22 protein-coding genes are annotated in these 24673 nt (G+C 40.8%); all 22 read right to left on the bottom strand.

Going from position 1 to position 24673, the window contains the following annotated elements; translation table 11 throughout:
* Positions 1-11: 11 nt before the first annotated feature.
* A complete protein-coding gene (truB, locus tag HUX68_RS02970) occupies positions 12-896 on the bottom strand; it encodes a tRNA pseudouridine(55) synthase TruB (protein WP_174613326.1) in 885 nt (294 codons plus the stop codon).
* A 171-nt stretch (positions 897-1067) separates the two neighbouring features.
* The gene (gene rbfA, locus HUX68_RS02965) at positions 1068-1409 is read right to left on the bottom strand and encodes a 30S ribosome-binding factor RbfA (protein ID WP_174613324.1); all 342 of its coding nucleotides are present in this window, start codon (positions 1407-1409) and stop codon (positions 1068-1070) included.
* Between the two features lie 35 nt (positions 1410-1444).
* Positions 1445-1723, bottom strand: coding sequence for a DUF503 domain-containing protein (locus tag HUX68_RS02960; RefSeq protein ID WP_174613322.1), 279 nt, complete (start codon positions 1721-1723; stop codon positions 1445-1447).
* Positions 1720-3876 carry a translation initiation factor IF-2 gene (gene infB / locus HUX68_RS02955; RefSeq protein WP_174613320.1) on the bottom strand — a complete coding sequence of 719 codons (2157 nt, stop codon included), beginning with the start codon at positions 3874-3876 and terminating at the stop codon, positions 1720-1722. The genes HUX68_RS02960 and infB overlap by 4 nt, the downstream gene beginning before the upstream one ends.
* A 20-nt stretch (positions 3877-3896) precedes the next feature.
* Positions 3897-4196, bottom strand: a complete 300-nt coding sequence (locus HUX68_RS02950) for a L7Ae/L30e/S12e/Gadd45 family ribosomal protein (RefSeq protein WP_174613319.1) — start codon at positions 4194-4196, stop codon at positions 3897-3899.
* Positions 4186-4464: an RNase P modulator RnpM gene (gene rnpM / locus HUX68_RS02945; protein WP_174616325.1), complete on the bottom strand. Its 279-nt coding sequence runs from the start codon at positions 4462-4464 to the stop codon at positions 4186-4188. Before rnpM ends, HUX68_RS02950 begins: the two co-directional genes overlap by 11 nt.
* 7 nt (positions 4465-4471) lie before the next feature.
* Entirely contained in the window at positions 4472-5566 is a 1095-nt protein-coding gene (gene nusA / locus HUX68_RS02940) for a transcription termination factor NusA (RefSeq protein WP_174613317.1), read from the bottom strand.
* A gap of 13 nt (positions 5567-5579) precedes the next feature.
* Entirely contained in the window at positions 5580-6050 is a 471-nt protein-coding gene (rimP, locus tag HUX68_RS02935; RefSeq protein WP_174613315.1) for a ribosome maturation factor RimP, read from the bottom strand.
* Between the two features lie 252 nt (positions 6051-6302).
* A complete protein-coding gene (locus HUX68_RS02930; protein WP_174613313.1) occupies positions 6303-10598 on the bottom strand; it encodes a PolC-type DNA polymerase III in 4296 nt (1431 codons plus the stop codon).
* Positions 10599-10736: 138 nt separating this feature from the next.
* A complete protein-coding gene (gene rseP, locus HUX68_RS02925) occupies positions 10737-11999 on the bottom strand; it encodes an RIP metalloprotease RseP (RefSeq protein ID WP_174613311.1) in 1263 nt (420 codons plus the stop codon).
* 61 nt (positions 12000-12060) lie between these two features.
* Positions 12061-12864 (bottom strand): phosphatidate cytidylyltransferase, encoded by an 804-nt coding sequence (locus HUX68_RS02920; protein WP_174613309.1) that lies wholly within the window; start codon positions 12862-12864, stop codon positions 12061-12063.
* A gap of 15 nt (positions 12865-12879) precedes the next feature.
* The gene (gene uppS / locus HUX68_RS02915) at positions 12880-13644 is read right to left on the bottom strand and encodes an undecaprenyl pyrophosphate synthase (protein ID WP_174613307.1); all 765 of its coding nucleotides are present in this window, start codon (positions 13642-13644) and stop codon (positions 12880-12882) included.
* Positions 13645-14072: 428 nt separating this feature from the next.
* Positions 14073-14630: a ribosome recycling factor gene (gene frr / locus HUX68_RS02910; protein ID WP_174613305.1), complete on the bottom strand. Its 558-nt coding sequence runs from the start codon at positions 14628-14630 to the stop codon at positions 14073-14075.
* Positions 14630-15355 (bottom strand): UMP kinase, encoded by a 726-nt coding sequence (pyrH, locus tag HUX68_RS02905; protein ID WP_174613303.1) that lies wholly within the window; start codon positions 15353-15355, stop codon positions 14630-14632. The genes frr and pyrH overlap by 1 nt, the downstream gene beginning before the upstream one ends.
* A gap of 94 nt (positions 15356-15449) precedes the next feature.
* Entirely contained in the window at positions 15450-16334 is an 885-nt protein-coding gene (tsf, locus tag HUX68_RS02900) for a translation elongation factor Ts (RefSeq protein ID WP_174613301.1), read from the bottom strand.
* Positions 16335-16421: 87 nt separating this feature from the next.
* On the bottom strand, positions 16422-17201 hold the full coding sequence (gene rpsB, locus HUX68_RS02895; RefSeq protein ID WP_174613299.1) for a 30S ribosomal protein S2: 780 nt from the start codon (positions 17199-17201) through the stop codon (positions 16422-16424).
* A gap of 1000 nt (positions 17202-18201) precedes the next feature.
* Positions 18202-18981, bottom strand: coding sequence for a GTP-sensing pleiotropic transcriptional regulator CodY (gene codY, locus HUX68_RS02890; RefSeq protein WP_174613297.1), 780 nt, complete (start codon positions 18979-18981; stop codon positions 18202-18204).
* 27 nt (positions 18982-19008) lie between these two features.
* Positions 19009-20400 carry an ATP-dependent protease ATPase subunit HslU gene (gene hslU, locus HUX68_RS02885; RefSeq protein WP_174613295.1) on the bottom strand — a complete coding sequence of 464 codons (1392 nt, stop codon included), beginning with the start codon at positions 20398-20400 and terminating at the stop codon, positions 19009-19011.
* A gap of 21 nt (positions 20401-20421) precedes the next feature.
* Positions 20422-20967 carry an ATP-dependent protease subunit HslV gene (gene hslV, locus HUX68_RS02880; RefSeq protein ID WP_281355678.1) on the bottom strand — a complete coding sequence of 182 codons (546 nt, stop codon included), beginning with the start codon at positions 20965-20967 and terminating at the stop codon, positions 20422-20424.
* Entirely contained in the window at positions 20957-21901 is a 945-nt protein-coding gene (gene xerC, locus HUX68_RS02875) for a tyrosine recombinase XerC (protein ID WP_174613292.1), read from the bottom strand. Before xerC ends, hslV begins: the two co-directional genes overlap by 11 nt.
* A 228-nt stretch (positions 21902-22129) precedes the next feature.
* Positions 22130-22444 (bottom strand): hypothetical protein, encoded by a 315-nt coding sequence (locus HUX68_RS02870; protein ID WP_174613290.1) that lies wholly within the window; start codon positions 22442-22444, stop codon positions 22130-22132.
* A 96-nt stretch (positions 22445-22540) separates the two neighbouring features.
* The gene (gene topA / locus HUX68_RS02865) at positions 22541-24619 is read right to left on the bottom strand and encodes a type I DNA topoisomerase (RefSeq protein WP_174613288.1); all 2079 of its coding nucleotides are present in this window, start codon (positions 24617-24619) and stop codon (positions 22541-22543) included.
* Positions 24620-24673: the final 54 nt, after the last annotated feature.

The raw sequence follows: 24673 nt of genomic DNA, 5'->3' as shown, positions 1-24673 counted from the left end.
CTACACTTTATTCATTCATTAAAAACCCGTACTGGCTTTATACAATTCGGTTTATCCGGGTGAATTTGATAAATTGCTAATACATCATCTTGAAACATTACAGTAAACGGATCTGTTTGAAGTTGTTTTTCCGGTAAAGCGAGCTTCTGTCCGTTTTTCACTTTCATTTTCATATTTTCATCAACTTCAAGAACATCCAAATGTTTCAGTCCTGTTGAAACCGGCAACAGCATCTGTTGTCTTTCTCCTGCCTGTTCAAGCTCATTAAAACTTACAGTGTCTTTCTGCATAATAGAACCGGTTTCGGTGCGGACCAAATAGGACATATGCGCCGGATAACCTAAGCTTCTTCCTATATCCACACAAAGGGTCCGGATATATGTTCCTTTCGAACAAACAACCTGTATCGTAAATCTATGTTGATCATTATCAAAATCCAGCAGATCAAGTTTATGAATGGTTACATTCCGCACCGGACGTTCAACATCTTCATTAGCCCGAGCATATTCGTATAATTTTTTACCATTAACCTTTACTGCTGAATACATAGGGGGAATTTGCTCAATTTCACCCAAAAATAATTGTAACACGTTTTCAAGAATCTGTTTAGAAAGAGATATCCCAACAGCCTTTTTCTCGATAATGCTGCCTTGTGCATCTTCGGTGTCTGTTGCTGTACCAAGCGAAACTACAGCTTTATATGTCTTCGTCGTGTCGGTTAAAAACGGAACGATTTTAGTAGCCTGTCCAATGCAGATAGGCAGGACCCCTTCAACTTCCGGATCAAGCGTTCCCGTATGCCCGACTTTTTTTGTATAAAACAATTTCCGTACTTTGGCTACACAATCATGCGAAGTCATTCCTTTTGGTTTCCATAAAGGCAATATTCCCTTCAATTGAACCACTCCCAAACTATGTACGATGAAATATTAGAAAACTTGGTCGCCACCAATCTTTTAGGTGACAGCCTTAGCTCCACTTATGCAGCATGAAAGTTTTAACTTTCTTTATCTGCCATGGAAAAATCTGACCCGCGGGCCAGATTTCTTCATACACACATGCTAATTCTAATTGTTCAAATCCCTTAAAATCTTTTCGATACGATTTCCGTGTTCGAGCGCTTCATCAAATTCAAACGTAATTTCAGGTGTTTTACGCAACCGGATCCGTTTGCCGATTTCTGAACGGATAAAACCTTTTGCTTTAGCGAGCCCGACGAGTGTATCGTGTTTCTCCTGCTCATCACCAAGCACTGAAATAAATACTTTTGCCTGTTGCAGGTCACCTGTTACCTCAACATCAGTGACAGTGACAAATCCGACACGGGGATCCTTGATTTTCTTGCTGATGAGATCACCCATTTCTTTTTTCATTTGTTCTGCAACTCGATTTGCACGTAAGTCACCCATATATCATCACCTCAATAAAAATGGTGCTTTCCTTATTATAACCGTTCCACATTCGTTATAGTACGCTCAAGTTCGGTGAAGGTATCCATAATTCGGAATACCTCCTGCATAATCTGCTCAACATGTGTAAGATCATTGGAAACCGTAACAACACCAAGTTTTGTTCGCTGCCACAGATCGTGGTAATCCAATTCGGTAACAGCAACATTCAGCTCGTTATGCAATTTTGCCATCAACCGTTTTATAACAGAGCGTTTTTGTTTGAGCGAATGCCCCTCATACAGCATGAACTCGACCTCAGCGTACAAAATCATTTCCGTTCAATTTCCTGCATAATAAACGCTTCGATTGTATCGCCTTCTTTAATGTCATTGAAGTTCTTGATTGTGATGCCACACTCATAATTCTTTGCAACTTCTTTAACATCATCTTTAAATCGTTTCAAATCAGCAATTTCACCTTCAAATTGTACGACGCCATCGCGAATCAAACGAACGCCGGAATCACGTGTTACCTTACCATCTGTTACATAGCTTCCGGCAATTGTGCCGATTCTGGAAACCTTAAATGTTTCCCTGACCTCAGCCTGACCAATTACTTTTTCCTCGTATTCCGGATCCAGCAGTCCTTTCATAGCTGATTCAATTTCTTCAATTACTTTGTAAATAACGCGGTGAAGACGGACATCGACTTTTTCAGATTCCGCAGCTTTTTTCGCATTGGCATCAGGGCGTACATTAAACCCTACTACAATTGCATTGGAAGCGGATGCGAGAATAATATCTGATTCGGTGATCGCACCAACACCAGTATGAATGATCTTAATCTTAACGCCTTCCACGTCAATTTTTCTAAGAGAAGAAGCCATTGCCTCGGCCGAGCCTTGTACATCCGCCTTGATAATAATATTAATTTCTTTCATTTCACCTTGCTTAATTTGTTCAAACAGGTCATCCAGGCTCACTTTAGTCTGCTCCGTCCGGTTTTCCTGAATATATTTCTGATGACGGGCTTCCCCAATGGAGCGGGATTTTTTCTCATCACTGAAAACAAGGAACTGGTCGCCTGCCTGTGGCACATCATTAAGGCCAGTAATTTCAACAGGTGTGGATGGGCCCGCCTCTTTTACGCGATGACCAATATCACTTACCATTGCACGAACCCGTCCATAAGTGTTACCAACAACAAGCGAATCGCCAACATGCAGCGTACCGCTTTGGACAAGAAGTGAAGCAACTGAACCTTTACCTTTATCAAGCTGGGCATCAATTACCGTACCGAACGCATTTTTATTCGGATTTGCTTTCAGTTCTTCCACTTCAGAAACAAGTAAGAGCATTTCCAGCAAATCATCAATTCCCTCGTATTTAACAGCAGACAGGTTCACAAAAATCGTTTTGCCTCCCCATGCTTCCGGAATCAGTTCATATTCCGTCAATTCCTGCATCACACGGTCTGGATTAGCGCCTTCCTTATCCATTTTGTTAACAGCTACAATGATTGGAACCTCAGCAGCCTTGGCATGGTTGATTGCTTCCACAGTCTGCGGCATCACACCATCATCAGCAGCAACAACCAAAACAGCAATATCAGTTATTTGCGCTCCACGAGAACGCATACTGGTAAACGCGGCATGCCCAGGTGTGTCAAGGAAAGTAATTTTTCTACCGTCATTTTCCACCTGATACGCACCAATATGCTGGGTGATTCCGCCCGCTTCACCTTCCTGTACCTTTGTGTGGCGGATTGCATCCAATAGCGTTGTTTTACCATGGTCAACATGTCCCATAATTGTTACTACTGCAGGACGCTCCACAAGATCTGCTTCCTTGTCTTCTTCCAGATACTTATCAAAATCAGTATCCTCCAAGATGATTTCCTTTTCCACTTCAACATTGTACTCTGTACAAATCAGTTCTACAGCATCATCATCAAGATCCTGGTTTTTGGTGGCCATAACACCTAAAAACATAAGCTTCTTAATGATTTCTGACGTATCTTTATTTAGTTTCTGAGCGAGGTCACTAACAGTTAATGTGTCACTGTACTTAATCTGTTTTGGTGTTTCCTTCACAACCGGTTTTTGCTGCTGTTGTTGTGCAGGCTTACCTCGGCCCTTTTTGCCATGATGCTGTTTATTATTTTGTTTCTGATGCTTGTTCTGTTTCCCTTTTTGCTGCTTGTTTTGCTGCTTATGGGGAGGCTTTCGTTTATTATCCTGTTTTTGATTTGGCCTATTATGGGAACCTGTTTTTTTCTTTCCCGGATTCCCGTTTTTTTCGCCAGCGGATTCTTCCTTTGTCTCCTGCTTTGGTGCAAATTTCTTATCCAATTTTACTATTGTATCATCTGAAATCGTCGACATATGATTGGACACTTCAATATTTAACTCTTTTAAATAGTTAATTACTTCTTTACTTGCTGCTTTATTCTTCTTGGCATATTCATATACGCGCATTTTCGTCATACGTTCACCCCCGAAATTAATTACCCGAGCAGCGATTTGATCTTAGCGGCAAATCCTGCATCTAAAATGGCAATAGCTACTCTATGGGATTTTCCTACAGCGTTTGATAATGTTTCTCTATCATCAGCTATTATAAATGGTATATCATTCGTTTTACATTTGTCCGTCATTTTTTTGCGGGTCTGCGGTCCAATATCATTCGCAAGCAAAACCAGTTTTGCCCGTTTCTGCCTGATATCCTTCACGATGGTTTCTTCACCTAGCGAGCATTTACCTGCCCTGTATGCCAACCCTAATAAGCTCAAATAACTATTTTTCATTTTCTTCAACTATTTTCATAAGTTCATCAAAAATAGCGATGTCGATTTCCACATTAAGCTGTCTGCTTAATATACCGGTTTTTCTAGCCTTTTCAATGACGCTTTTATCGTTGGATAGATATGCTCCGCGACCGTTTTTCTTTCCGGTTGGGTCCACAAAGACCTCTCCGTCTTTGTTTCGGACAATACGAATCAAGTCCTTTTTAGGCTTCATCTCATTCGTAACAATACACTTTCTTTCAGGTACTTTCTTTTTTTTCACGGCCAGACCTCCCTTATTCGAACAAATCTTCCCCGGTTTCTGAATAGGTGTCAGTTTCAGTTAAAAGTCCTTCTTCACGGGCTTCTGATTCACTTTTTATATCAATTTTCCACCCGGTAAGCTTCGCTGCAAGCCTTGCATTTTGTCCACGTTTACCAATAGCAAGTGATAACTGGTAATCCGGCACAATGACAGTGGTTGCTTTTTCTTCTTCATTAACCAGTACTTCGACCACTTTTGACGGACTGAGTGCATTGGATACGTACTCCACCGGATCCTCTGACCATTCAACCACATCAATTTTCTCACCTTTTAATTCATTCACGATAACCTGAACACGCTGTCCCCGCTGTCCTACACAAGAACCAACCGCATCCAACTCAGGATCATCCGCATGTACGGAGATCTTCGAGCGGTCACCTGCTTCGCGTGCAACGGATTTAATTTCAACAGTTCCATTGTAAATTTCCGGAACTTCCATCTCAAATAGGCGCTTCAGCAAACCGGGGTGTGATCTGGAAATATAGATTTGCGGTCCCTTACCTGTATTTTCAACTTTAGTAACAAAAACCTTCAAACGGTCATGTACATAATATTCTTCCGTAGGCATTTGTTCGGATTCCGCTAACTTAGCTTCAATTTTACCTAAGTTTACATAAACAAACTTCGGATCTTTACGCTGGATGATACCCGTCATAACATCTTCTTCACGATCGGCATATTCACTGAAAATAACGCCGCGTTCTGCTTCCCTGACCCGTTGTGTAACAACCTGTTTAGCCGCCTGGGCAGCAATTCGTCCAAAATCTTTTGGTGTAACTTCGACTTCGATAACATCGTCCACCTCATAATTCGGATCGATTTTCTCTGCTTCAGCAAGCGAAATTTCCTCCTGAACATCTTCTACTTCTTCAACAATGGTTTTACGAGACAGCACCCGCATCGAACCTGATTCCTCATTAATATCGATCCGTACATTCGTAGCAGATTTAAAGTTTTTCTTATAGGCGGATATCAAAGCTGCTTCCAATGTTTCCAAAAGAATGTCTTTATCAATCCCTTTTTCTTTTTCCAAATAATCAATCGCTTCAAACAACTGACTGTTCACTTTTATTCCCCCTTTATAACTTAACTGCCAATCGTGCTTTAGCAATTTTATCGAACGGAATTTCCACCAATTTTTTACGGGTTTTCACCATATAGGATACTACAGCAAAGTCATTCGTGAATTCTTCCAGTGTTCCTTCATACTCTTTTTCACCATCTATCGGTGCATATAGTTTCAAAAAGACATTATTGCCTGTATTTTTTTCAAAGTCTGCTTTTGTTTTCAATGGGCGTTCAACACCTGGTGATGATACCTCAAGAAAATAGGCTTCTTTGATTGGATCTGATTCATCAAGTTTTTCGCTCAATTGCTCGGATACTGAACCACATTCTGCAATGTCCACTCCGCCTTCCTTATCTATGTAAACTCGGAGAAACCAATTCTTTCCCTCTTTTACATATTCGATATCAACCAATTCCAGGTTTTGTTCCTGCAAAATAGGTTGCACAAAATTTTCAGTTATGCTGATAACGCTTGAACTCAAGAAATAACCCTCCTTCTATTCAATTGTGTACTTTTCTTATTATGAACCATCATACTCTTTTTCATTTGCAAACCAGCTTTTTTAATACAAAACCCCTGCCGAAAAGGTGGCAAGGGAGGATTAGTTCAAAGATAGCAGTATGAAGAAGGAGTGGGCTTCACCCACTCCTTTAACCGTTCGTATCATTACTTACCAATAAAAACTATATCACATTAATGCTGCTCATGCAACTGCGATAGCCTATGTTTCTGGCTAAAACAGTGATAATTGATTTTTCTCCGCCATACCTTCCAAACATCCGTGATTGTCCAGATATTCCAGTACCGTTTTAGAAATTCTGCTCCGTTGGCGCAAATCCTCCTTGGAGAGAAACTCACCATCTTCCCTTACCTTAACGATATTAATGGCAGCATTTGTACCAAGACCATCTACTGCATCAAATGGCGGTATCAACGTATCTCCCTCAACAATGAATTCAGAAGCCTTCGATTTATACAGGTCCACCTTTTGAAATGAATAGCCACGCTCACACATCTCCAATGCCACTTCCAATACTGTGGAAAGACTTTTTTCTTTCGGTGATGCATCATTCCCTTTAGCAGTTATCCCTTCAATCCGGTTCCGTATCGCATCTGCTCCTTTACACATTGTATCCAGCTCAAAATCACCAGCCCGAACCGAAAAATATGCAGCATAAAAGTAGATAGGATAATGCACTTTAAAGTATGCGATGCGGACTGCCATAAGTACATATGCAGCTGCGTGTGCTTTTGGAAACATGTATTTAATCTTTTTACATGACTCAATATACCAGTCCGGTACACCATGCTTTTTCATTTCATTAATCCATTCGTCCTGCAGCCCTCTTCCTTTTCGGACAAACTCCATAATTTTAAAGGCAAGTGGGGATTCCAATCCTTTGTGCATTAAATAGACCATGATATCATCACGGCAGCCAATAACATCCGGCAGCTCACAAATACCATCGTTAATTAATTCCTGTGCATTGCCAAGCCATACATCGGTACCATGGGACAATCCGGAAATAATCACTAATTCTGCAAATGTGGATGGTTTCGTATCCTCAAGCATCTGCCGGACAAATTTAGTCCCGAATTCAGGTACGCCCAATGTTCCTGTTGTACAATTGATCTGTTCAGGAGAAACCCCGATTGATTCGGTTCCTGAAAAGATTTTCATAACTTCCGCATCATCTGTCGGAATAGTTTTCGGATCAATCCCACTCAGATCCTGCAGCATTCGGATAACAGTTGGATCATCATGTCCGAGGATATCCAACTTCAGAAGGTTATCATGAATGGAGTGGAAATCAAAATGCGTTGTCCGCCATTCACTCTTCCGATCATCTGCCGGGAACTGAATTGGGGTAAAATCAAATATTTCCTTATCTTCAGGTACAACAATAATACCTCCCGGATGCTGACCGGTTGTCCGTTTTACACCAGTACAACCTTGCACAAGTCTGTCCACTTCTGCATTTTTATAAACAAGCTGTTTATCGGAAGCATAGCCTTTCACATACCCGTATGCTGTCTTTTCGGCAATTGTACCAATTGTACCCGCACGATAAACATTATCTTCACCAAATAATTCCTTCGTATAATTATGCGCCCTTGGCTGATATTCACCGGAAAAATTAAGATCAATATCGGGAACCTTATCACCTTTAAACCCTAGGAATGTTTCAAACGGAATGTCCTGTCCATCTTTGGTCAGTGGTATATGACAATTCGAGCATTCCTTCTCAGGCAGGTCAAAACCGCTGCCGACAGAACCATCCGTAATAAACTCATGATGACGGCATTCAGAGCACACATAATGTGGCGGCAGCGGATTAACTTCAGTTATTTCCGACATCGTTGCGACCAATGAAGACCCTACCGACCCCCGAGAACCTACCAGGTATCCGTCATCAAGTGATTTTTTTACGAGTTTGTGAGAAATCAAATAGATTACCGAAAAACCATGCCCAATGATACTTGACAGCTCTTTCTCAAGACGGTCTGTTACGATATCTGGAACAGGTTCGCCATAAATATGCTTGGCACGCGAATAGCAAAGACTACGCATTTCTTCATCGGCACCCTCAATTGTTGGTGTGTACAGTCCGTCTTTCACAGGCGAGATTTCTTCAATGTTATCTGCAATCGTATTAGGATTCGTTACCACAATTTCATTCGCTTTGTCCTCGCCCAGGAAGCTGAAACACTCGAGCATTTCATTGGTAGTCCGAAATGGCGTATTTGGCAGTGTCTGCCGATTTAATGGATTACCTGCCTGGGAAGAAATCAATATTTGCCGATACAATTTATCATGTTCCTCGATGTAATGAACATTACCGGTTGCAACAACTGTCTTATTCATCCGTTCGCCAAGATCTGTGAGCTTTGTTAATATATCAAGAATCTGCGCTTCATTCTGCACGAGATCTTTTTCAACGAGATGCACATAATTAGATGGTGGCTGCACTTCAATAAAATCATAAAATTCCGCTGCCTTTTCTGCCTCATCAGCTGACTTTTGCATCATCGTTTCAAAGACTTCACCTTTGTCACATCCCGACCCAACCAGAATACCTTCTCTGTATTTCTGAAGAAGAGACCGTGGGACACGAGGTACACGATAAAAATAATCAATATGTGCATGGGAGACCAGTTTATACAGGTTTTTTAGACCATCCTGCGATTTGGCAAGAAGTGTGCAGTGAAAAGGACGTGATCGCTGGTATGCATTACCCACTCCCATGTGATCGTTTAAGTGAATATGATTCGTAATTTCCTTTTGCAACAGACCCTTCACCATTTTCCAAAGCAAATAACCAGTAGCTTCCGCATCGTAAATTGCCCGGTGATGTTGGGTCAATTCAACATCCAGATGCTTACACATCGTATTCAAACGATGATTTTTTAATTCCGGAAACAGAAATCTGGCAAGTTCAAGTGTATCAATAACCGGGTTTTTTACTTTTTCATAGTCAATTCTGCTGAACCCCTGGTTTAAAAAACCTATGTCAAAGCTGGCGTTGTGCGCTACCAGAATGCTGTCGTCCATCCATTCGTAAAAGTCTTTCAAAACTTCGTCGATTTCCGGAGCATCTTTCACCATGTCATCCGTTATTCCAGTCAAATCAATCGTGGTTTGTGACAACGGGTGATGCGGGTTGGCAAACGCTTCAAACCGGTCAACAATTTCACCCTGACGAATTTTTACTCCGGCCAGTTCAATAATCGTATCATATACTGCTGACAAGCCTGTCGTTTCCACGTCAAATACAACGTAAGTACTATCCTCAAGCTCCATTTCTGCTTCATTATAGGCAATCGGTACACCATCATCAACCAGATTTGCCTCAACCCCGTATAGTACTTTAACACCATGCTTTTCTCCTGCAGCATGCGCTTCGGGGTAACCCTGTAAACCTGCATGATCCGTAATGGCAACAGCTTTATGACCCCAGGATGCCGCCTTTTCAATTAAAGCTGCTGGTGAAACAACTGCATCCATTTGACTCATGGTCGTATGAGCATGTAACTCCACCCGTTTCTGGTCCTCAGGAGCGGTATCCTGCCTCACTTCCATCTTGACTTCATGAATGTCATTAGCCATCATCGCCAGCTCATTTGTGTACATATCTGTTTGAATACTTCCCCGCGCCTTAATCCACATCCCCGTTTTCAACTTTTCAAATTTCTCAGCATCATCATCGCCTTTGGAAAACATCTTAATCTGCAGTGAGTCCGTATAGTCGGTTGCTTTGGCTATCAACAAACTCCTGCCTGATCGAAGTTGTCGTATTTCTGAGGAGAATACATAGCCTTGTACAGTTACCCGACGCTCCTCATCCTGTATTTCTTCCATATGGATCGGTTCATCCTGAATTTTATAACCAAGCATCAGCGGCTTATTTTGTTCTTTATTCAGCTTTTCCTTATCACGTTTTTCTTTTTCCATAACCGTTTTTTGGACAAGCTGCTGATCCTCAAGTGCCTTTTGCTCCCGGAACTTTTCGATATCTGCCAGCTCGGGCTTAACATCCACCTTTATAGAAAATTCAGGTGCACCGATTTTATTACAGAATAGTTGAAATTCCTTTTCCAAACGCCTTTTTAACGCTCTGCCTTCAGCCTCATTCCTCGCAGTTAACATAAGATTATTATTGTTTATTTGCGGAACCTGATTATGCACGACATCTTTATATGCCGGTGATAAATTAGAGATATTTTGCAAAAATAAATTCCAGTAATCACAAATTATGCCATTATCACTTTTCTTATCGTTTGTATACAATGTCAGTTCAACAGCGTTGGCAAATTGTGCAAAGGTTTCTTTCAGTTTTGTGGAAAGCAATGTATATGTTTCTATAGGCAAAAGCCTGTTTACCATCACATGAAAATGCCATGTCTTTGATTGTTTATGTACTTCCAGTTTAATCAGTTCACTGTCGAAAAAGTGATCAAGTACCTCATTATCAACTATATTCAATTGCTTCAGCAGCAGTTGCATTTTCTCTTTTTTAGAAATATCCATTACCATTTCCTCCTGGCAATTTCAGGTAAATACCTGTTTAAAAGTATGTAGAACCCTTGCCATTTATATAAGAGACAAGGGTTCTGTATTTTTACACCGTATATGAAACAACTTTTTTTACCACTATTTATCTTGATGTTATAAAAATAACCGTTGGATATCGTTCCAGGTGACAACTATCATCAGAAGCATTAAGAGTGCAAAGCCTACAAAATGCACCATGCCTTCTTTTTGCGGATCGATCGGCTTTCCACGTACAGCCTCAATTCCAACGAACAACAGCCTGCCCCCATCAAGTGCCGGAAGTGGTACAAGGTTTACAATCCCAAGGTTAACACTCAAAACGGCTGTCCACATCAGGAAGGTAAAGAATCCTGCTTCCACAAACCTGTCAGTTGCATCATAAATACCGACTGGACCTGATAACGTTTCAATTGATAACTGACCTGTTACCAGCATTCCCAAGTTAGTCAGAATGAGCTTGGTGGTATCATACGTTTTTACAAATCCATATTGAAGTGACCCGGTAAAAGTCTGTTCAAACATATGCGTTACCCCGAGTTGTCCATATGTTCTGCCTTGTACTTCACGTTTTTCAGGAACCACCGAAATTTGAGCTGTTTCACCGCCTGACCGCTCAACAGTCATATTCAGTTCTTCTCCCGCACTTTTCTGTATAATTGCAGTGAATTCATCCCATGTCGAAATCGGATTTCCATCCACCTTGACAACTTCATCACCGTGCTGGAACCCTGCGTCTGCAGCAGGAGTATCAGGAACTGCCTCATCAATAATAGCCTCTTCGGTAGGGACTCCCTGAATCAGTCCGATAATGATGAACAGAATAATCGCCAGCACAAAATTCATCATCGGACCCGCAAATAATTGCATTGCCCGCTTTCCGACACTTTTCGAGGCGAACTGCCGGTCATATGGGGCAATTTGCGTCTCTTTTTCATCCATAACATAAAACGCCTTTGGATCAACGTCGAAACGTAACCGCTGATCTTCTTCTTCAACTTCATAGCCTTCAATGATTAAAGAATGATCTAAATCGGCTTTCGAAACTTCCATCACACGCGCATTTGGATGTTTTGATTTATGATTAACAATAATTTTATTCACTTTTCCGCTATCATTAAATTCCAGTGCTATGTGCTGTCCCGGTTTCAGTTCAACTATTTCCGGATCTTCACCGGCAACCCGAACATACCCCCCTATCGGAAGCAGTCGAATGGTATATACAGTTTCATTTTTGGTAAAGGCAAATACTTTGGGGCCGAATCCGATGGCAAATTCCCGCGCCAACATTCCGGCACGCTTCGCAAAGATTAAATGGCCTAGTTCGTGAATGAAAACGAGCAAACCAAACATAAATATAAACGCTATTACAGTTGTCATCAGACGCACCTTCCTTTAGTCAATCCGGAATCCTGTGTTCTATCATACAGAAAAATACAAATCAGGAAAAGAAATTAATAAAATGCAATAATGGCAGCACAAACAGTAAACTATCCAGCCGGTCCAAAATTCCGCCATGCCCCGGCAGTAAATCGCCCGAATCCTTTACACCGTAGTGGCGCTTAAACGCCGATTCCACGAGATCTCCAATTTGTCCGAAAACAGAGACGAGGATTGTAACAAGAATAACAATTATCATTGAGTAAGACACTGGCTCAATCACCTGAAATATCACACCTGCAAAACATGCTGCTACTATTCCACCGGCAGCACCTTCAATGGTCTTATTGGGACTGATCATTGGCCAGAGTTTTTTCTTTCCAAATGCACGTCCAGCAATATAAGCACCTGTATCCGTAACCCATATGATAACAAGGACATAAAAAATATTGATCAGGCCTTCAAAGTCCCCGCTGCTGCCCCGGGTTGCAAGCAAGTAATAAAAACCCATGCCTACATAGATGGTTGATAGCAGAATGAAACCTGCATCGTCAAAAGTAAACTTATTCTTAACAAGTACAGTATATGACAGCAAAATCATTACAAACAGCATAATGATTTCTGACTTGGTAAACCATACTACCGGAACAATATCTGTCGGTTCCTGCAAAAGCAGCAGCCATAGCAGGATTACAGCAAGAAATGACGGTACAGAGTATTTGCCGATATCCCGCATACGCATTAATTCAATAAGTCCGAGAGTTGCAAGAAAATATACAAACAGCTCAAAATACAAGCCGCCAAAAATGACAAATGGTATAAATATGATGAATGCTAAAATTGCTGTTATAACGCGCTGTTTCATATTATTTCCAACACCTTAAATACCTCCGTAGCGTCGCTTTCTCCGCTGATAATCATGGAGGGCTGTTCTAAAAATTTCTTCTGAAAAATCAGGCCACAGCACATCCGTAAACCAGAACTCGGAATACGCCACCTGCCAGAGCAAAAAGTTGCTAAGCCGCTGTTCGCCACTCGTTCTGATTAATAAATCAGGATCAGATAACCCTTTTGTATAAAGGTACTCTGAAAATTTATCTTCATCCACTGCGTCAGCGGAAAGTTCAGATGAATCAATGTCAGCCATAATCTGTTTAATGGCACGCATAATTTCAAACCTACTACCATAGTTTAAAGCAAAATTTAATAATAATCCATCATTATCTTTTGTCTGTTCCTTGGCATACTGAATCGCCTCCCTCGTATAATCAGGAAGTCCATCAAAATTACCGATTGTATCAATTTTGACGTTATTATCCATTAATTCAGGTAAATATATATGTAAAAATTCTTTAGGAAGCCTCATCAGATACTCCACTTCTGATCTTGGCCGCTTCCAGTTTTCAGTGGAAAATGCATAGAGTGTAAGAATTTGAACATTGCACCTGCGTGCAACCTTGACAATTTTCTTGACTGTATCCATACCTTCTTTATGTCCGGCAACACGGGGCAAACCACGTTTCTTCGCCCAGCGGCCGTTCCCATCCATTATGATAGCTACATGATTCGGAATATTTTCCATATCAAATTGATAGTCGTCTTTTTCTTTTTGTTTATTTTTAAAAAAAGGAAGTTTTAATGACATAGTTTGTCCTCCGACTTCGGTTGATTATCCTTATAAAATCCATCACTAATCATGAGAAAATCCAACTTGTGCAAACTTAATCGCGAATCACCCCATGCAATAAAAACACATTTGGTTCACTACCTGCAAATGCAGAAAAATAACCGATTATTTAATATCCTATTATGATGAAATACTATTATATCACTATATTGGATAAATTTTTATAACGATTTCCTTAAAATCCAAGAAAAACTCATTTTCCATCAACTCTGGAAAAGACAATACTAAACCCCAAAAATTTTCTTATAAGGTCTACCATAATTTATACTTTCTGAAGTTATAAAAAATGATGCTTTTCTTGAATTCCAAGGGATCAAAATGAAACAAAAGTCCCCTTATATAAACAAGAGGACTGTGTACTTCTTATTATCAACATGTTTGCCTGTTTAAACTTCCATAATTTCGTTTTCTTTTTGTTTTGCAAGTTCGTCAATCTTATTAATGTGCTTATCTGTCTCGTTTTGAACGTTATCTTGTTCATCTTTTAAATCATCCCGAGACATATTGCCGTCTTTTTCATCTTTTTTCAACTGGTCGTTCGCATCCCGGCGAATATTTCGGACTTGTACTTTAGCCTCTTCCGTATATTTCCCAACCACTTTATTCAGATCTTTCCGCCGTTCTTCTGTAAGTGCAGGTATATTAATCCGAATAACATTGCCATCACTTGATGGAGAAATACCTAAATCCGCTTTCTGAATTGCTTTTTCAATATCACTTATTGATGATTTATCAAATGGAGTGATTACCAGCAATCTTGCTTCGGGAGCAGAGACCGTCGATAATTGATTAAGGGGTGTTGAAGCACCATAATAATCAACATAAACACTATCCAGCAATGATGGATTTGCACGCCCGGCCCGAACGGTTGCCAAATTTCTTGTAAAGGCCTGAACTGCCTTTTCCATTTTTTCACGAGTTTCCTTCAAAATTCCGCCTGCCATTATTTGTTCCCCCTTATCGTTGTTCCAATGGTTTCACCTTGGACAACACGCTTAATATTACCTTCCTCCATAATCGAAAATACGATTAATGGAATATGATTATCCATGCATAATGAAGAAGCAGTAGAGTCCATCACACCGAGTCCTTCATTCAGCATTTCCAAATAGGAGATTTCCGAATATTTTTGTGCCTCTTTATTTTGTTTTGGATCATCGGAATAGACACCATCAACACTGTTTTTAGCCATTAATATTACTTCTGCCTCTATTTCTGCAGCCCGTAATGCAGCTGTTGTATCAGTAGAGAAATAAGGATTTCCAGTACCCGCAGCAAAAATGACAACGCGTTTCTTTTCCAAGTGCCGAATTGCTTTCCTTCTTATATAGGGTTCAGCAACTTGTCGCATTTCGATTGATGTTTGCACTCGGGTTTCAATGCCGATATTTTCCAGGCTGTCCTGCAGTGCAAGGGAATTCATGATTGTGGCCAGCATTCCCATATAGTCGGCAGTGGCACGATCCATCCCCATTTCACTGCCTACCTTGCCGCGCCAGATATTTCCGCCACCAACAACGATAGCCACTTCCACTCCCAATTCAGCTACTTCCTTAATTTGGGATGCGATGGATTGAATTACTTTCGGTTCAATGCCATAGCCTTGTTCGCCGCTCAAAGCTTCTCCACTTAACTTTAACACAAATCTACGGTACTGAGCTGTCGTCATAATTACCTCCATAGGGATATTATATTATTTTCAATCCAACAATAAATTAGCGAAATAGGGAACAATTGAATCTGTTCCCCATTCGTCAACCTGACTATTTTTTCATCTGGCTCTTAACTTCTTCGGCAAAGTTTTCTTCACGTTTTTCCATACCTTCACCGACTTCAAAACGTTGGAATGATTTAACGGAAGCACCCTTGTCAGCTACATATTTTTTCACTTTCTGGTCAGGGTCTTTTACGAAATCCTGTTCCAGCAGGCAAATTTCTTCAAAGAATTTACCAAGGCGGCCTTCCACCATTTTTTCCACGATATGCTCAGGCTTACCTTCATTCAATGCTTGCGTTTTCAGCACTTCGCGTTCACTAGTAACTTCTTCCTCTGAAACCGCATCACGTGAAACATACCGCGGATTAACAGCAGCAATATGCATGGCGATATCTTTGGCTACCTGTTCATCAGTTGTGCCTTCCAGAAGCGTTAGTACCCCAATACGTCCTCCCATATGAAGATATGCTCCAAACGCATCATTATCTGTTTTATCAACTAAAGCAAAACGGCGCAGTGAAATTTTTTCACCAATTTTAGCTACAACAGAATTAATGTAATGTTCTACCGTATCACCGGTACCATGAAGCTTTTGCTGCAGTGCTTCTTCGGTTGTTTCAGGTTTCTGGGTTACTACATGCTTACCCAGCTCTGAAAGCAACTCTTTGAACTGATCATTTTTTGTAACAAAGTCTGTTTCACAGTTTACTTCGATTAATGCAGCAGTGTTACCAGCAACTTCTATATATGCCGAGCCCTCTGCTGCAATACGGTCTGCTTTTTTAGCTGCTTTTGCCATACCTTTTTCACGCAAGAAATCAATTGCTTTATCAATGTCACCATCAGTTTCCTGTAATGCCTTTTTACAATCCATCATACCGGCACCAGTTTTTTCACGTAGCTCTTTGACTAATTTAGCTGTAATTGCCATTTGTGAATCCTCCTTCATATCACGTAAAATTTTTCCGAAAAAAGGTGATAAAAGGCTTTTCCCCCTTATCACCTTTCCAGTTCCTTACTATTCGTTATCTTCGGCAGTGGTTTCAGCAGCTGCTTTCTTTTCTGCTGGTTCCGGCTGTTCTTCACCTGGAACTTCCTGCACGTCTTCTAATTCTTCACCTTGCTTCACTTCCAGAACAGCGTCGGCCATTTTGGAAGTTAGAAGTTTAACCGCGCGGATTGCATCATCGTTAGCCGGGATTACATAATCAATTTCATCCGGGTCACAGTTTGTATCAACAATTCCGATAATCGGAATATTTAATTTATGTGCCTCAGCGATAGCAATACGCTCTTTACGTGGATCGATAACGAACATTGCATCAGGAAGCTTGTTCATTTCTTTAATTCCACCCAGGAATTTAACGAGACGATCTTTTTCTTTCAATAAGTCAACTACTTCTTTTTTCGGAAGTACTTCAAACGTTCCATCTTCTTCCATACGCTCTATGTCTTTAAGACGGTTAATACGCTTACGGATTGTTTGGAAGTTTGTAAGTGTTCCACCTAACCAGCGCTGGTTAACATAGAACATACCGGAACGCGTTGCTTCATCACGCACAGATTCCTGCGCCTGCTTTTTTGTACCTACGAAAAGAATGGAACCGCCGTTTGCAGCCAGATCTTTTACGTACTTGTAAGCTTCATCAACCTTTTTAACAGTTTTTTGCAGGTCAATGATATAAATGCCGTTCCGCTCTGTGAAGATGTATTTTTTCATCTTTGGGTTCCAACGGCGAGTCTGGTGACCAAAATGTACACCAGCTTCCAACAATTGTTTCATCGAAATTACTGACATAATTTATTCCTCCTAATGGTTTTTCCTCCGACCAGGTCATCTTCGCATAAAAACCAGATTGTCTGGCACCTTCTATGCAAATCACCGGACGTGTGTTTTATAACCAGTTCACTTTCGACAGATGAACATAGTCTTACACCAAAAATTAATATATCATAACACAAAACAGCAATCAAGCATTATTGTGTAAATAACAGCAAGTTCTTTTGCATATATTATGAACTGGATTCCTATTTGAACAAAACTGCGACATAACTGCTAGAATGAGTTCTATAATTACATCCATCTCTCGCCCTGCCGTCCGGGATCACTCCGGGCGGATGCTTTCACTGCCAGCATAAGTGCGACATCAGTTCAAGAAGACCACTTTCACTGTGTCTTCTTTACCGCGGGCACGACCTCAGCCTCCTTGCCCCGACGAGGGGTATGTCGACGTTGTCCGCAAAGGACGGTTTTAGTCGACCTTCCTTTTCAACCACTCTGCGGGGTCTTCGGACACGTGCTGTTCCCGCAGGAGTCACCGCCCTCCGCTCACCCGGACTAGTGTAGTCGTATCATCCGTTTTTATATAACGATTTCAATTCCAGCAAAGAGTCATAAACGTAAAAATAGCGGAGGAAATACGTGCCCCTACAAAGGGGTATGCCGACGTTGGCCGCAAAGGCCGGTCTTAGTCGGCCTTCCTTCACTCGGGAGCAGAGGCCTAGATGAGACTCCGTAGCGCGACAGCGCAAGGAGGCTCATCAGCCGCCCACGGTAAAGAAGACACTGCGAAAGATTGCTTGAGCAGATGTCGCACTTATGCTCGAAAGTGAAAGCGACGTGTATTTCCGCAGCGGTGGTAGAGCCATACTATGTCGCAGTTTATGGATTTTGTATAACACAATCTTTTAAACAGCCTTATAAATATAATATAAAAGCAGCCCTACTTTAAGAAGAGGACTGCTAAACTTGGGTTGCTTATTCTGCGTTTGCAGAACGTTTATCTTACGTTGACAATTTATCTTGATCTTAACTTTTCCAGCTCAACTAGGAATTTATCATTTAGAACTTTAATATATGTTCCTTTCATTCCAAGTGAACGGGATTCGATAACGCCGGCGCTTTCCAGCTTGCGAAGCGCGTTGACGATTACGGATCTGGTTATGCCGACCCTATCTGCTATTTTACTAGCTACAAGCAGTCCTTCATGCCCATTTAATTCTTCAAAAATGTGGTCAATCGCTTCAAGTTCACTGTAGGACAATGAGCTGATTGCCATTTGAACAACTGCCTTGCTTCTTGCTTCCACTTCGATTTCTTCTGTTTTTTCATGAAGAATTTCCATACCGACAACAGTGGCACCATATTCTGCAAGCAGAAGATCATCGTCACTGAAACTTTCAGTCAAACGACTTAGCACCAAGGTTCCAAGACGCTCACCACCACCAATAATTGGTACAATAGTTGTCAGACCATTTTTAAACAACTCCCGGTTCTCAACAGGGAATGCAGTGTACGGACTGTCAATATCAAGGTTCGCTGTCGTTTCATAAATCCCATAGAGTCCTTGAGTGTATTCTTCCGGAAACTGTCTATCCTCCAGCATTGCTTTCATACGATCATTTTCAATTTCCTGATTGATCGCAAAACCTAATAATTTACCGCGTCTGCTCAGGATGAAAATGTTTCCTTTGATAACCTCCCTCAGTGATGCAGACATCTCGTTAAAGTTCACCGATTTGCCTGTTGCTTTCTGCAGCATTGCGTTGATTTTTCTGGCTCGATCTAAAAGTTCCATAATTATCCTCCATTTCAATATTTCGATTTATAGTATAAATTGACTTAAATCTTTATTTTCTACGATATTGCTCAATTTCTTATCCACATATTCCCCGGTGATTTCCACCTGTTCCATATTAATTTCCGGGGCTTCAAACGATAAGTCTTCCAATAGTTTCTCCAGAATAGTATGAAGCCGTCTGGCACCGATGTTATCCGTATCCTGGTTTACGTCATATGCAATTTCTGCCAGTTTATCTATAGCTTCGTCTGTAAAAATAACATTTATACCTTCTGTTTTCAGCAATGCTGTATATTGTTTCAGCAAAGCATTGGATGGCTCTTTCAAAATACGCTTAAAATCATCTACTGTCAGTTTATCCAATTCAACCCGAATCGGAAATCTGCCCTGCAGTTCAGGAATTAAATCGGATGGTTTAGCCATATGAAAAGCACCTGCAGCAATGAAAAGCATATGATCCGTCTTAACAGGACCCTGTTTGGTTACAACAGTTGAACCTTCCACTATCGGTAAAATATCACGTTGAACACCTTCTCTTGATACGTTTGCCGAGTTATCCTGCTTTGCAGCAACTTTGTCAATTTCATCGATAAAGATGATCCCGGATTGCTCGGCACGCTGGATGGCTTCTTGGGCAGCTTCTTCCATATCAACAAGTTTTTGTGCTTCCTGTTGTGTTAATACTTTCCTGGCTTCTGCAACAGGAAGATTTCGCTTTTTCTTTTTCTTCGGCATGAATTGCCCAAATGCATCCTGCATGTTCATACCCATCTGTTCCATACCCGATCCTTGCAGCATGTCAAACATGGATGGCGGCGTTTCTTCTATTTCCACCGTTACAGTATAATTCTCGAGTTCACCTAAAGCAAGCTGATGCTCAATTCTGCTTCGCTTATTTTTTATTTCTTCATCCTTTAAATCATCGTCATCATCATCTTCATCCTGCTGACCCGGAAACAGCATTTCAAATGGGTTTTTCATGTTATTTTGTTTTTTTGCCTGAGGGACAAGCAGTTTTACCAGCTGTTTATTTGCTTCCTTCTCGGCCTGACCTTCCACCTCATGCATTTTCTCTTCTTTCACCATTCTGAGTGCCATTTCGACGAGATCTCTAACCATTGATTCGACATCACGGCCTACATAACCAACTTCCGTAAATTTAGTTGCTTCCACTTTCACGAAAGGTGCACCGACCAATTTGGCCAAACGACGGGCAACTTCAGTTTTACCTACTCCTGTCGGCCCGATCATGAGTATGTTTTTTGGGACAATTTCATCTTTGATAGTATCATCGAGTTTCATACGCCGATAACGGTTTCGAAGTGCAACAGCAACCGATTTCTTGGCATTGTTCTGACCAATAATATATTTATCCAATTGACCCACAATTTGTTTAGGAGTGTAATCAATTCCCATTAATATCAAAGGCCTCCTTCATTATTCAAGTACCTCTAAAGTTATGTGATCATTCGTATAGACACATATTTCGCCGGCAACCTCAAGAGCTGCCTTTGCAATTTCTTTAGCGGTCAAATCCCCGGAATATCTGACTAAAGCTCTCCCAGCGCTCAGTGCATAATTGCCGCCTGAACCGATTGAAAGAATACCGTCATCAGGTTCGATTACTTCTCCTGTCCCTGAAACCAGAAACATCTTTTCTTTATTCATGACAATCAGCATTGCTTCCAGTTTACGAAGCACTTTATCACTGCGCCATTCTTTTGCCAGTTCAACCGACGCTCTGGCCAAATTGCCATCGAAAGCCTCCAGTTTTCCTTCAAATTTTTCAAAAAGGGTGAAAGCGTCTGCCACAGATCCGGCGAACCCGGCGAGAACCTTTCCGTTAAATAACGTACGAACTTTTCTGGCTTTATGTTTCATTACGACGGCATTTCCCATTGTTACCTGGCCGTCACCACTCATGGCACATTGACCATTATGCTGAACCGCAAAAATAGTTGTGGCATGGAATTCATTTGCCACGTTGATCACCTCTTTGATCAGAATTATGACCATCCGCTCTGGGATGCGCTTGCATATACACATTTCGCAACCGATCTTTGGTCACATGCGTGTATATTTGCGTTGATGACAAATTTTCATGTCCCAGAAGCTCCTGAACACCTCGAAGATCCGCTCCCTCATTCAACAGATGTGTTGCAAACGTATGACGGAGTTTGTGCGGATGAACATGTACTGTTAGTGCAGCTTTTTCTACCATCTTATTAAGAATAAGTCGTATTCCCCTGGCTGTAAGCGGCGTTCCTTTTGCATTCAAAAAAACACTCTTTGTTGGAACCTGGGATTTTTGCAAAAGCTGATTTCTTCCATCATGTATGTAGGTTTCCAGGGCAATTTCGGCAAAACGTCCAAATGGTATATAACGTTCTTTATTCCCTTTACCTCTTATAAGCATCGTTCCAACAGAAAAATCAATATCGTTTAACAGCATCCCCTGACACTCGCTGACACGTATCCCAGTGGCATAAAAAGTTTCCAGGAGCGCCTGGTCTCTCTGCCCCAAAGGATCCGATAAATCATTCACTTCAAATAACTTATTTAATTCTTCCCGATATAAAAAACCAGGGATTGATTTATCCGCTTTTGGAAGTTTCACATGGATAAAAGGATTAGTGGAAACATACCCTTCCCTATCCAAAAACTTGTAAAAGCTTCTGAGGCTTGATATTTTTCTGGAAACAGTTCGTCTGTTTAACTTCCGGTCAAATAACACCGTCAAATATAAACGTACCTCTTGATAACTAACCTGTTCCAGTCCGACGACCCCTTCAGCATTTAAAAAGTCAAAGAAATCTTCCAAATCTTTTACATAGAATTTAACAGTATAGGGGGATGCATTTCTCTCAATTTGCAAATATTCAATAAACGCATCGCATTGTTCTTTATATTTATTCAATTTTTCACCCCGCCAAACAGCGAATAAATCATAACATATAATATTGTGGAAAGCAATAAACTTAACAAAATTATATTAAAATTCTGAATTGAGCTCATTCTATTTTTTCAAATACTTTATTTGGTGTCAAGCATATTTACTTACCAATGGACAATTATAGCTTTTACTTTTTGATTCGTCAATGAACAACAATTGAACTTTTCAAAAAGTTATAATGGTTTTTTACAATTATTTGAACGTTTCCAGTTGCTCGGTTTTGTCTTTCGTTTCAGAGGTACCCAATTCATGAATAAATCTGTAAATTTTAACTAAATGTCGGTCATAGTTTGAACGCTTATCATCAGCACCCCATTCGTCAAACGGTTTGCCCAAGTGTTCAATAGCGCCTTTACTATCTTTCTGTGTGTCTCTGAATAATTCTTTCAATTCTTTTACTTCATTATGCGTAGCCAATATTTCAAATTCAATTTCATTATCAGGTATTGACATCTCACGTACTTCTTTGAAATCCACCGAAACAAAATATGATTTTCGTTCAGTCATTTTAATTCCTCCTTTCCTATAGCCATCATTCCCTTATGGAGACAGATAAAACCATTTGACCTAAAACGCATAAAAAAGCTATCCAAAAACGGATAGCTAATTTTGTGCATTTTCTTTGTAATCACAATTAGTACATTGAATACGGGTTTCCTTTTTACTCTTTTTCTCAACAAGCAGTGAATCACATTTGGGACATGGTCGTGATATTGGTTTGTCCCAGGAAACAAAATCACATTCAGGGTAGCGATCACAACCGTAAAATGTTCTTTTCTTTTTTGATTTTCGTTCCACGACATTGCCCTCTTTACATTTCGGGCATTTAACTCCGATTTCTTTCAGAATTGGTTTCGTATTACGGCATTCCGGGAAGTTTGAACATGCCAGAAATTTACCATACCGGCCCATTTTATACACCATTTCATGACCACAGTTTTCACACGTAATACCTGCCGGCTCATCCCGAATTTCGATTTTTTCCATTTCCTCTTCTGCTACTTCCAGACGTTTGCTGAAATTACCATAAAACTGATCCAGCAGTTTAACCCACTCTGTTTTGCCTTCCTCAATGGAATCCAGATCATCTTCCATTTTCACGGTAAAATCTACATTGATAATTTCCGGGAAGAATTCCTCCAATATATCAATAACAATTCCACCGAGTTCTGTTGGTACAAAACGCTTATTGTCGATACTGACATAATTCCTGCGCTGAATCGTATCCAGTGTAGGGGCATATGTTGATGGACGCCCGATTCCCAACTCTTCCATTGTTCGGACAAGTCTTGCTTCCGTAAATCTCGGCGGCGGCTGTGTGAAATGCTGATTCGGAGTAATGTCTTTAGCCTCAACAGTCATCCCTTCGGAAAGGTCAGGAAGAAATTTATTGTCATCTTTTTTCTTATCATCGGAGCTTTCCACGTACACTTTCATAAACCCTTTAAACTTCACTTTTGAACCTGTTGCACGGAATTCAACTCCGTTATTTAAAAGATGTACCGTCATGGTATCCATAACTGCCGGAGCCATTTGACTAGCCAGAAACCGTTCCCAAACAAGTTTGTACAATCTGTATTGATCTCTGGACAATATGGGTTTTAGTGATTTCGGATCCCGTACAACTGATGTAGGACGAACAGCTTCGTGAGCATCCTGTGCGCCTTCCTGCTTCTTGCTTTTTTTATGATTGCCTAAATAGTTTTTACCGTACTGTTGTTCGATATATCCTTTTGCTTCTTCTTTTGCGGTATTGGATATACGCGTTGAATCAGTACGCATATAGGTGATTAAACCGGTAATGCCGCCGGATTTTTTGCCAAGGTCGATCCCTTCATACAATTGTTGCGCCACCATCATCGTTTTCTTTGCCCGAAAATTTAATTTGCGGGCAGCCTCTTGTTGCAGTGACGATGTTGTAAATGGCTGTGCAGGATTTCGCTTTCGTTCACGGCGGTTTACTTTACTCACGGTGAATGATTTACCCTGCATTTTTTTCATCACATTATTAACGTTCGACTCTGTTTTTAATTCCTGTTTCTTTCCGTCAATTCCATAAAAAGAGCCTTCGAATGATTCCTTGTCCTTTAGAAAATTGGCTTCAATTGACCAGTATTCTTCCGGCTTAAAGTTTTCAATTTCCTTTTCCCGGTCAATGATCAGTTTTACAGCAACCGACTGAACACGACCCGCGCTTAGTCCTTTTTTTACTTTTTTCCAAAGTAAAGGGCTGATATTATAACCGACAAGTCTGTCAAGAATTCTTCTCGCCTGCTGCGCATCAACCAGATCATTATCAATTGATCGCGGGTGTTTAAATGACTCTTTAATTGCATCTTTCGTAATTTCATTAAATACCACACGGCATTTGGAATTTTCGTCAATTCCCAGAGCATAGGCCAAATGCCAGGCAATTGCCTCCCCCTCTCTATCGGGGTCAGCAGCCAGATAAATTTTCTTTGCTTTTTTAGCTGATTTTTTTAAATCCTTCAGTACGTCACCTTTACCGCGTATTGTTATATATTTCGGTTTAAAATTATCTTCAGTATCAACACCCGTTTGACTTTTGGGCAGGTCTCTTACATGACCCATGGATGCTTTTACTTTATATTTCTTGCCTAAATAGCGTTCGATCGTTTTTGCCTTTGCCGGCGATTCAACGATCACCAGGTAATCTGACATGAACTTTCCTCCCAAAATGAGGTTACCATATAAAATTTGGAAATCTTCACTAAT

The sequence above is a fragment of the Virgibacillus ihumii genome (assembly GCF_902726655.1).
In the GTDB taxonomy this organism is placed as follows: Bacteria; Bacillota; Bacilli; order Bacillales; family Amphibacillaceae; genus Lentibacillus; species Lentibacillus ihumii.
This window is presented reverse-complemented; position numbering and strand designations above follow the sequence as displayed.

What these genes read in the sequence shown, in the direction of transcription:
- rbfA (WP_174613324.1), bottom strand. Translation starts at nt 1,409, where the DNA reads ATGGGTGACTTACGTGCAAATCGAGTTGCAGAACAAATGAAAAAAGAA.
- HUX68_RS02960 (WP_174613322.1), bottom strand. Translation starts at nt 1,723, where the DNA reads ATGATTTTGTACGCTGAGGTCGAGTTCATGCTGTATGAGGGGCATTCG.
- infB (WP_174613320.1), bottom strand. Translation starts at nt 3,876, where the DNA reads ATGACGAAAATGCGCGTATATGAATATGCCAAGAAGAATAAAGCAGCA.
- HUX68_RS02950 (WP_174613319.1), bottom strand. Translation starts at nt 4,196, where the DNA reads ATGAAAAATAGTTATTTGAGCTTATTAGGGTTGGCATACAGGGCAGGT.
- HUX68_RS02930 (WP_174613313.1), bottom strand. Translation starts at nt 10,598, where the DNA reads ATGGATATTTCTAAAAAAGAGAAAATGCAACTGCTGCTGAAGCAATTG.
- rseP (WP_174613311.1), bottom strand. Translation starts at nt 11,999, where the DNA reads ATGACAACTGTAATAGCGTTTATATTTATGTTTGGTTTGCTCGTTTTC.
- HUX68_RS02920 (WP_174613309.1), bottom strand. Translation starts at nt 12,864, where the DNA reads ATGAAACAGCGCGTTATAACAGCAATTTTAGCATTCATCATATTTATA.
- uppS (WP_174613307.1), bottom strand. Translation starts at nt 13,644, where the DNA reads ATGTCATTAAAACTTCCTTTTTTTAAAAATAAACAAAAAGAAAAAGAC.
- frr (WP_174613305.1), bottom strand. Translation starts at nt 14,630, where the DNA reads ATGGCAGGCGGAATTTTGAAGGAAACTCGTGAAAAAATGGAAAAGGCA.
- pyrH (WP_174613303.1), bottom strand. Translation starts at nt 15,355, where the DNA reads ATGACGACAGCTCAGTACCGTAGATTTGTGTTAAAGTTAAGTGGAGAA.
- tsf (WP_174613301.1), bottom strand. Translation starts at nt 16,334, where the DNA reads ATGGCAATTACAGCTAAATTAGTCAAAGAGCTACGTGAAAAAACTGGT.
- rpsB (WP_174613299.1), bottom strand. Translation starts at nt 17,201, where the DNA reads ATGTCAGTAATTTCGATGAAACAATTGTTGGAAGCTGGTGTACATTTT.
- codY (WP_174613297.1), bottom strand. Translation starts at nt 18,981, where the DNA reads ATGGAACTTTTAGATCGAGCCAGAAAAATCAACGCAATGCTGCAGAAA.
- hslU (WP_174613295.1), bottom strand. Translation starts at nt 20,400, where the DNA reads ATGGGAATTGATTACACTCCTAAACAAATTGTGGGTCAATTGGATAAA.
- HUX68_RS02870 (WP_174613290.1), bottom strand. Translation starts at nt 22,444, where the DNA reads ATGACTGAACGAAAATCATATTTTGTTTCGGTGGATTTCAAAGAAGTA.
- topA (WP_174613288.1), bottom strand. Translation starts at nt 24,619, where the DNA reads ATGTCAGATTACCTGGTGATCGTTGAATCGCCGGCAAAGGCAAAAACG.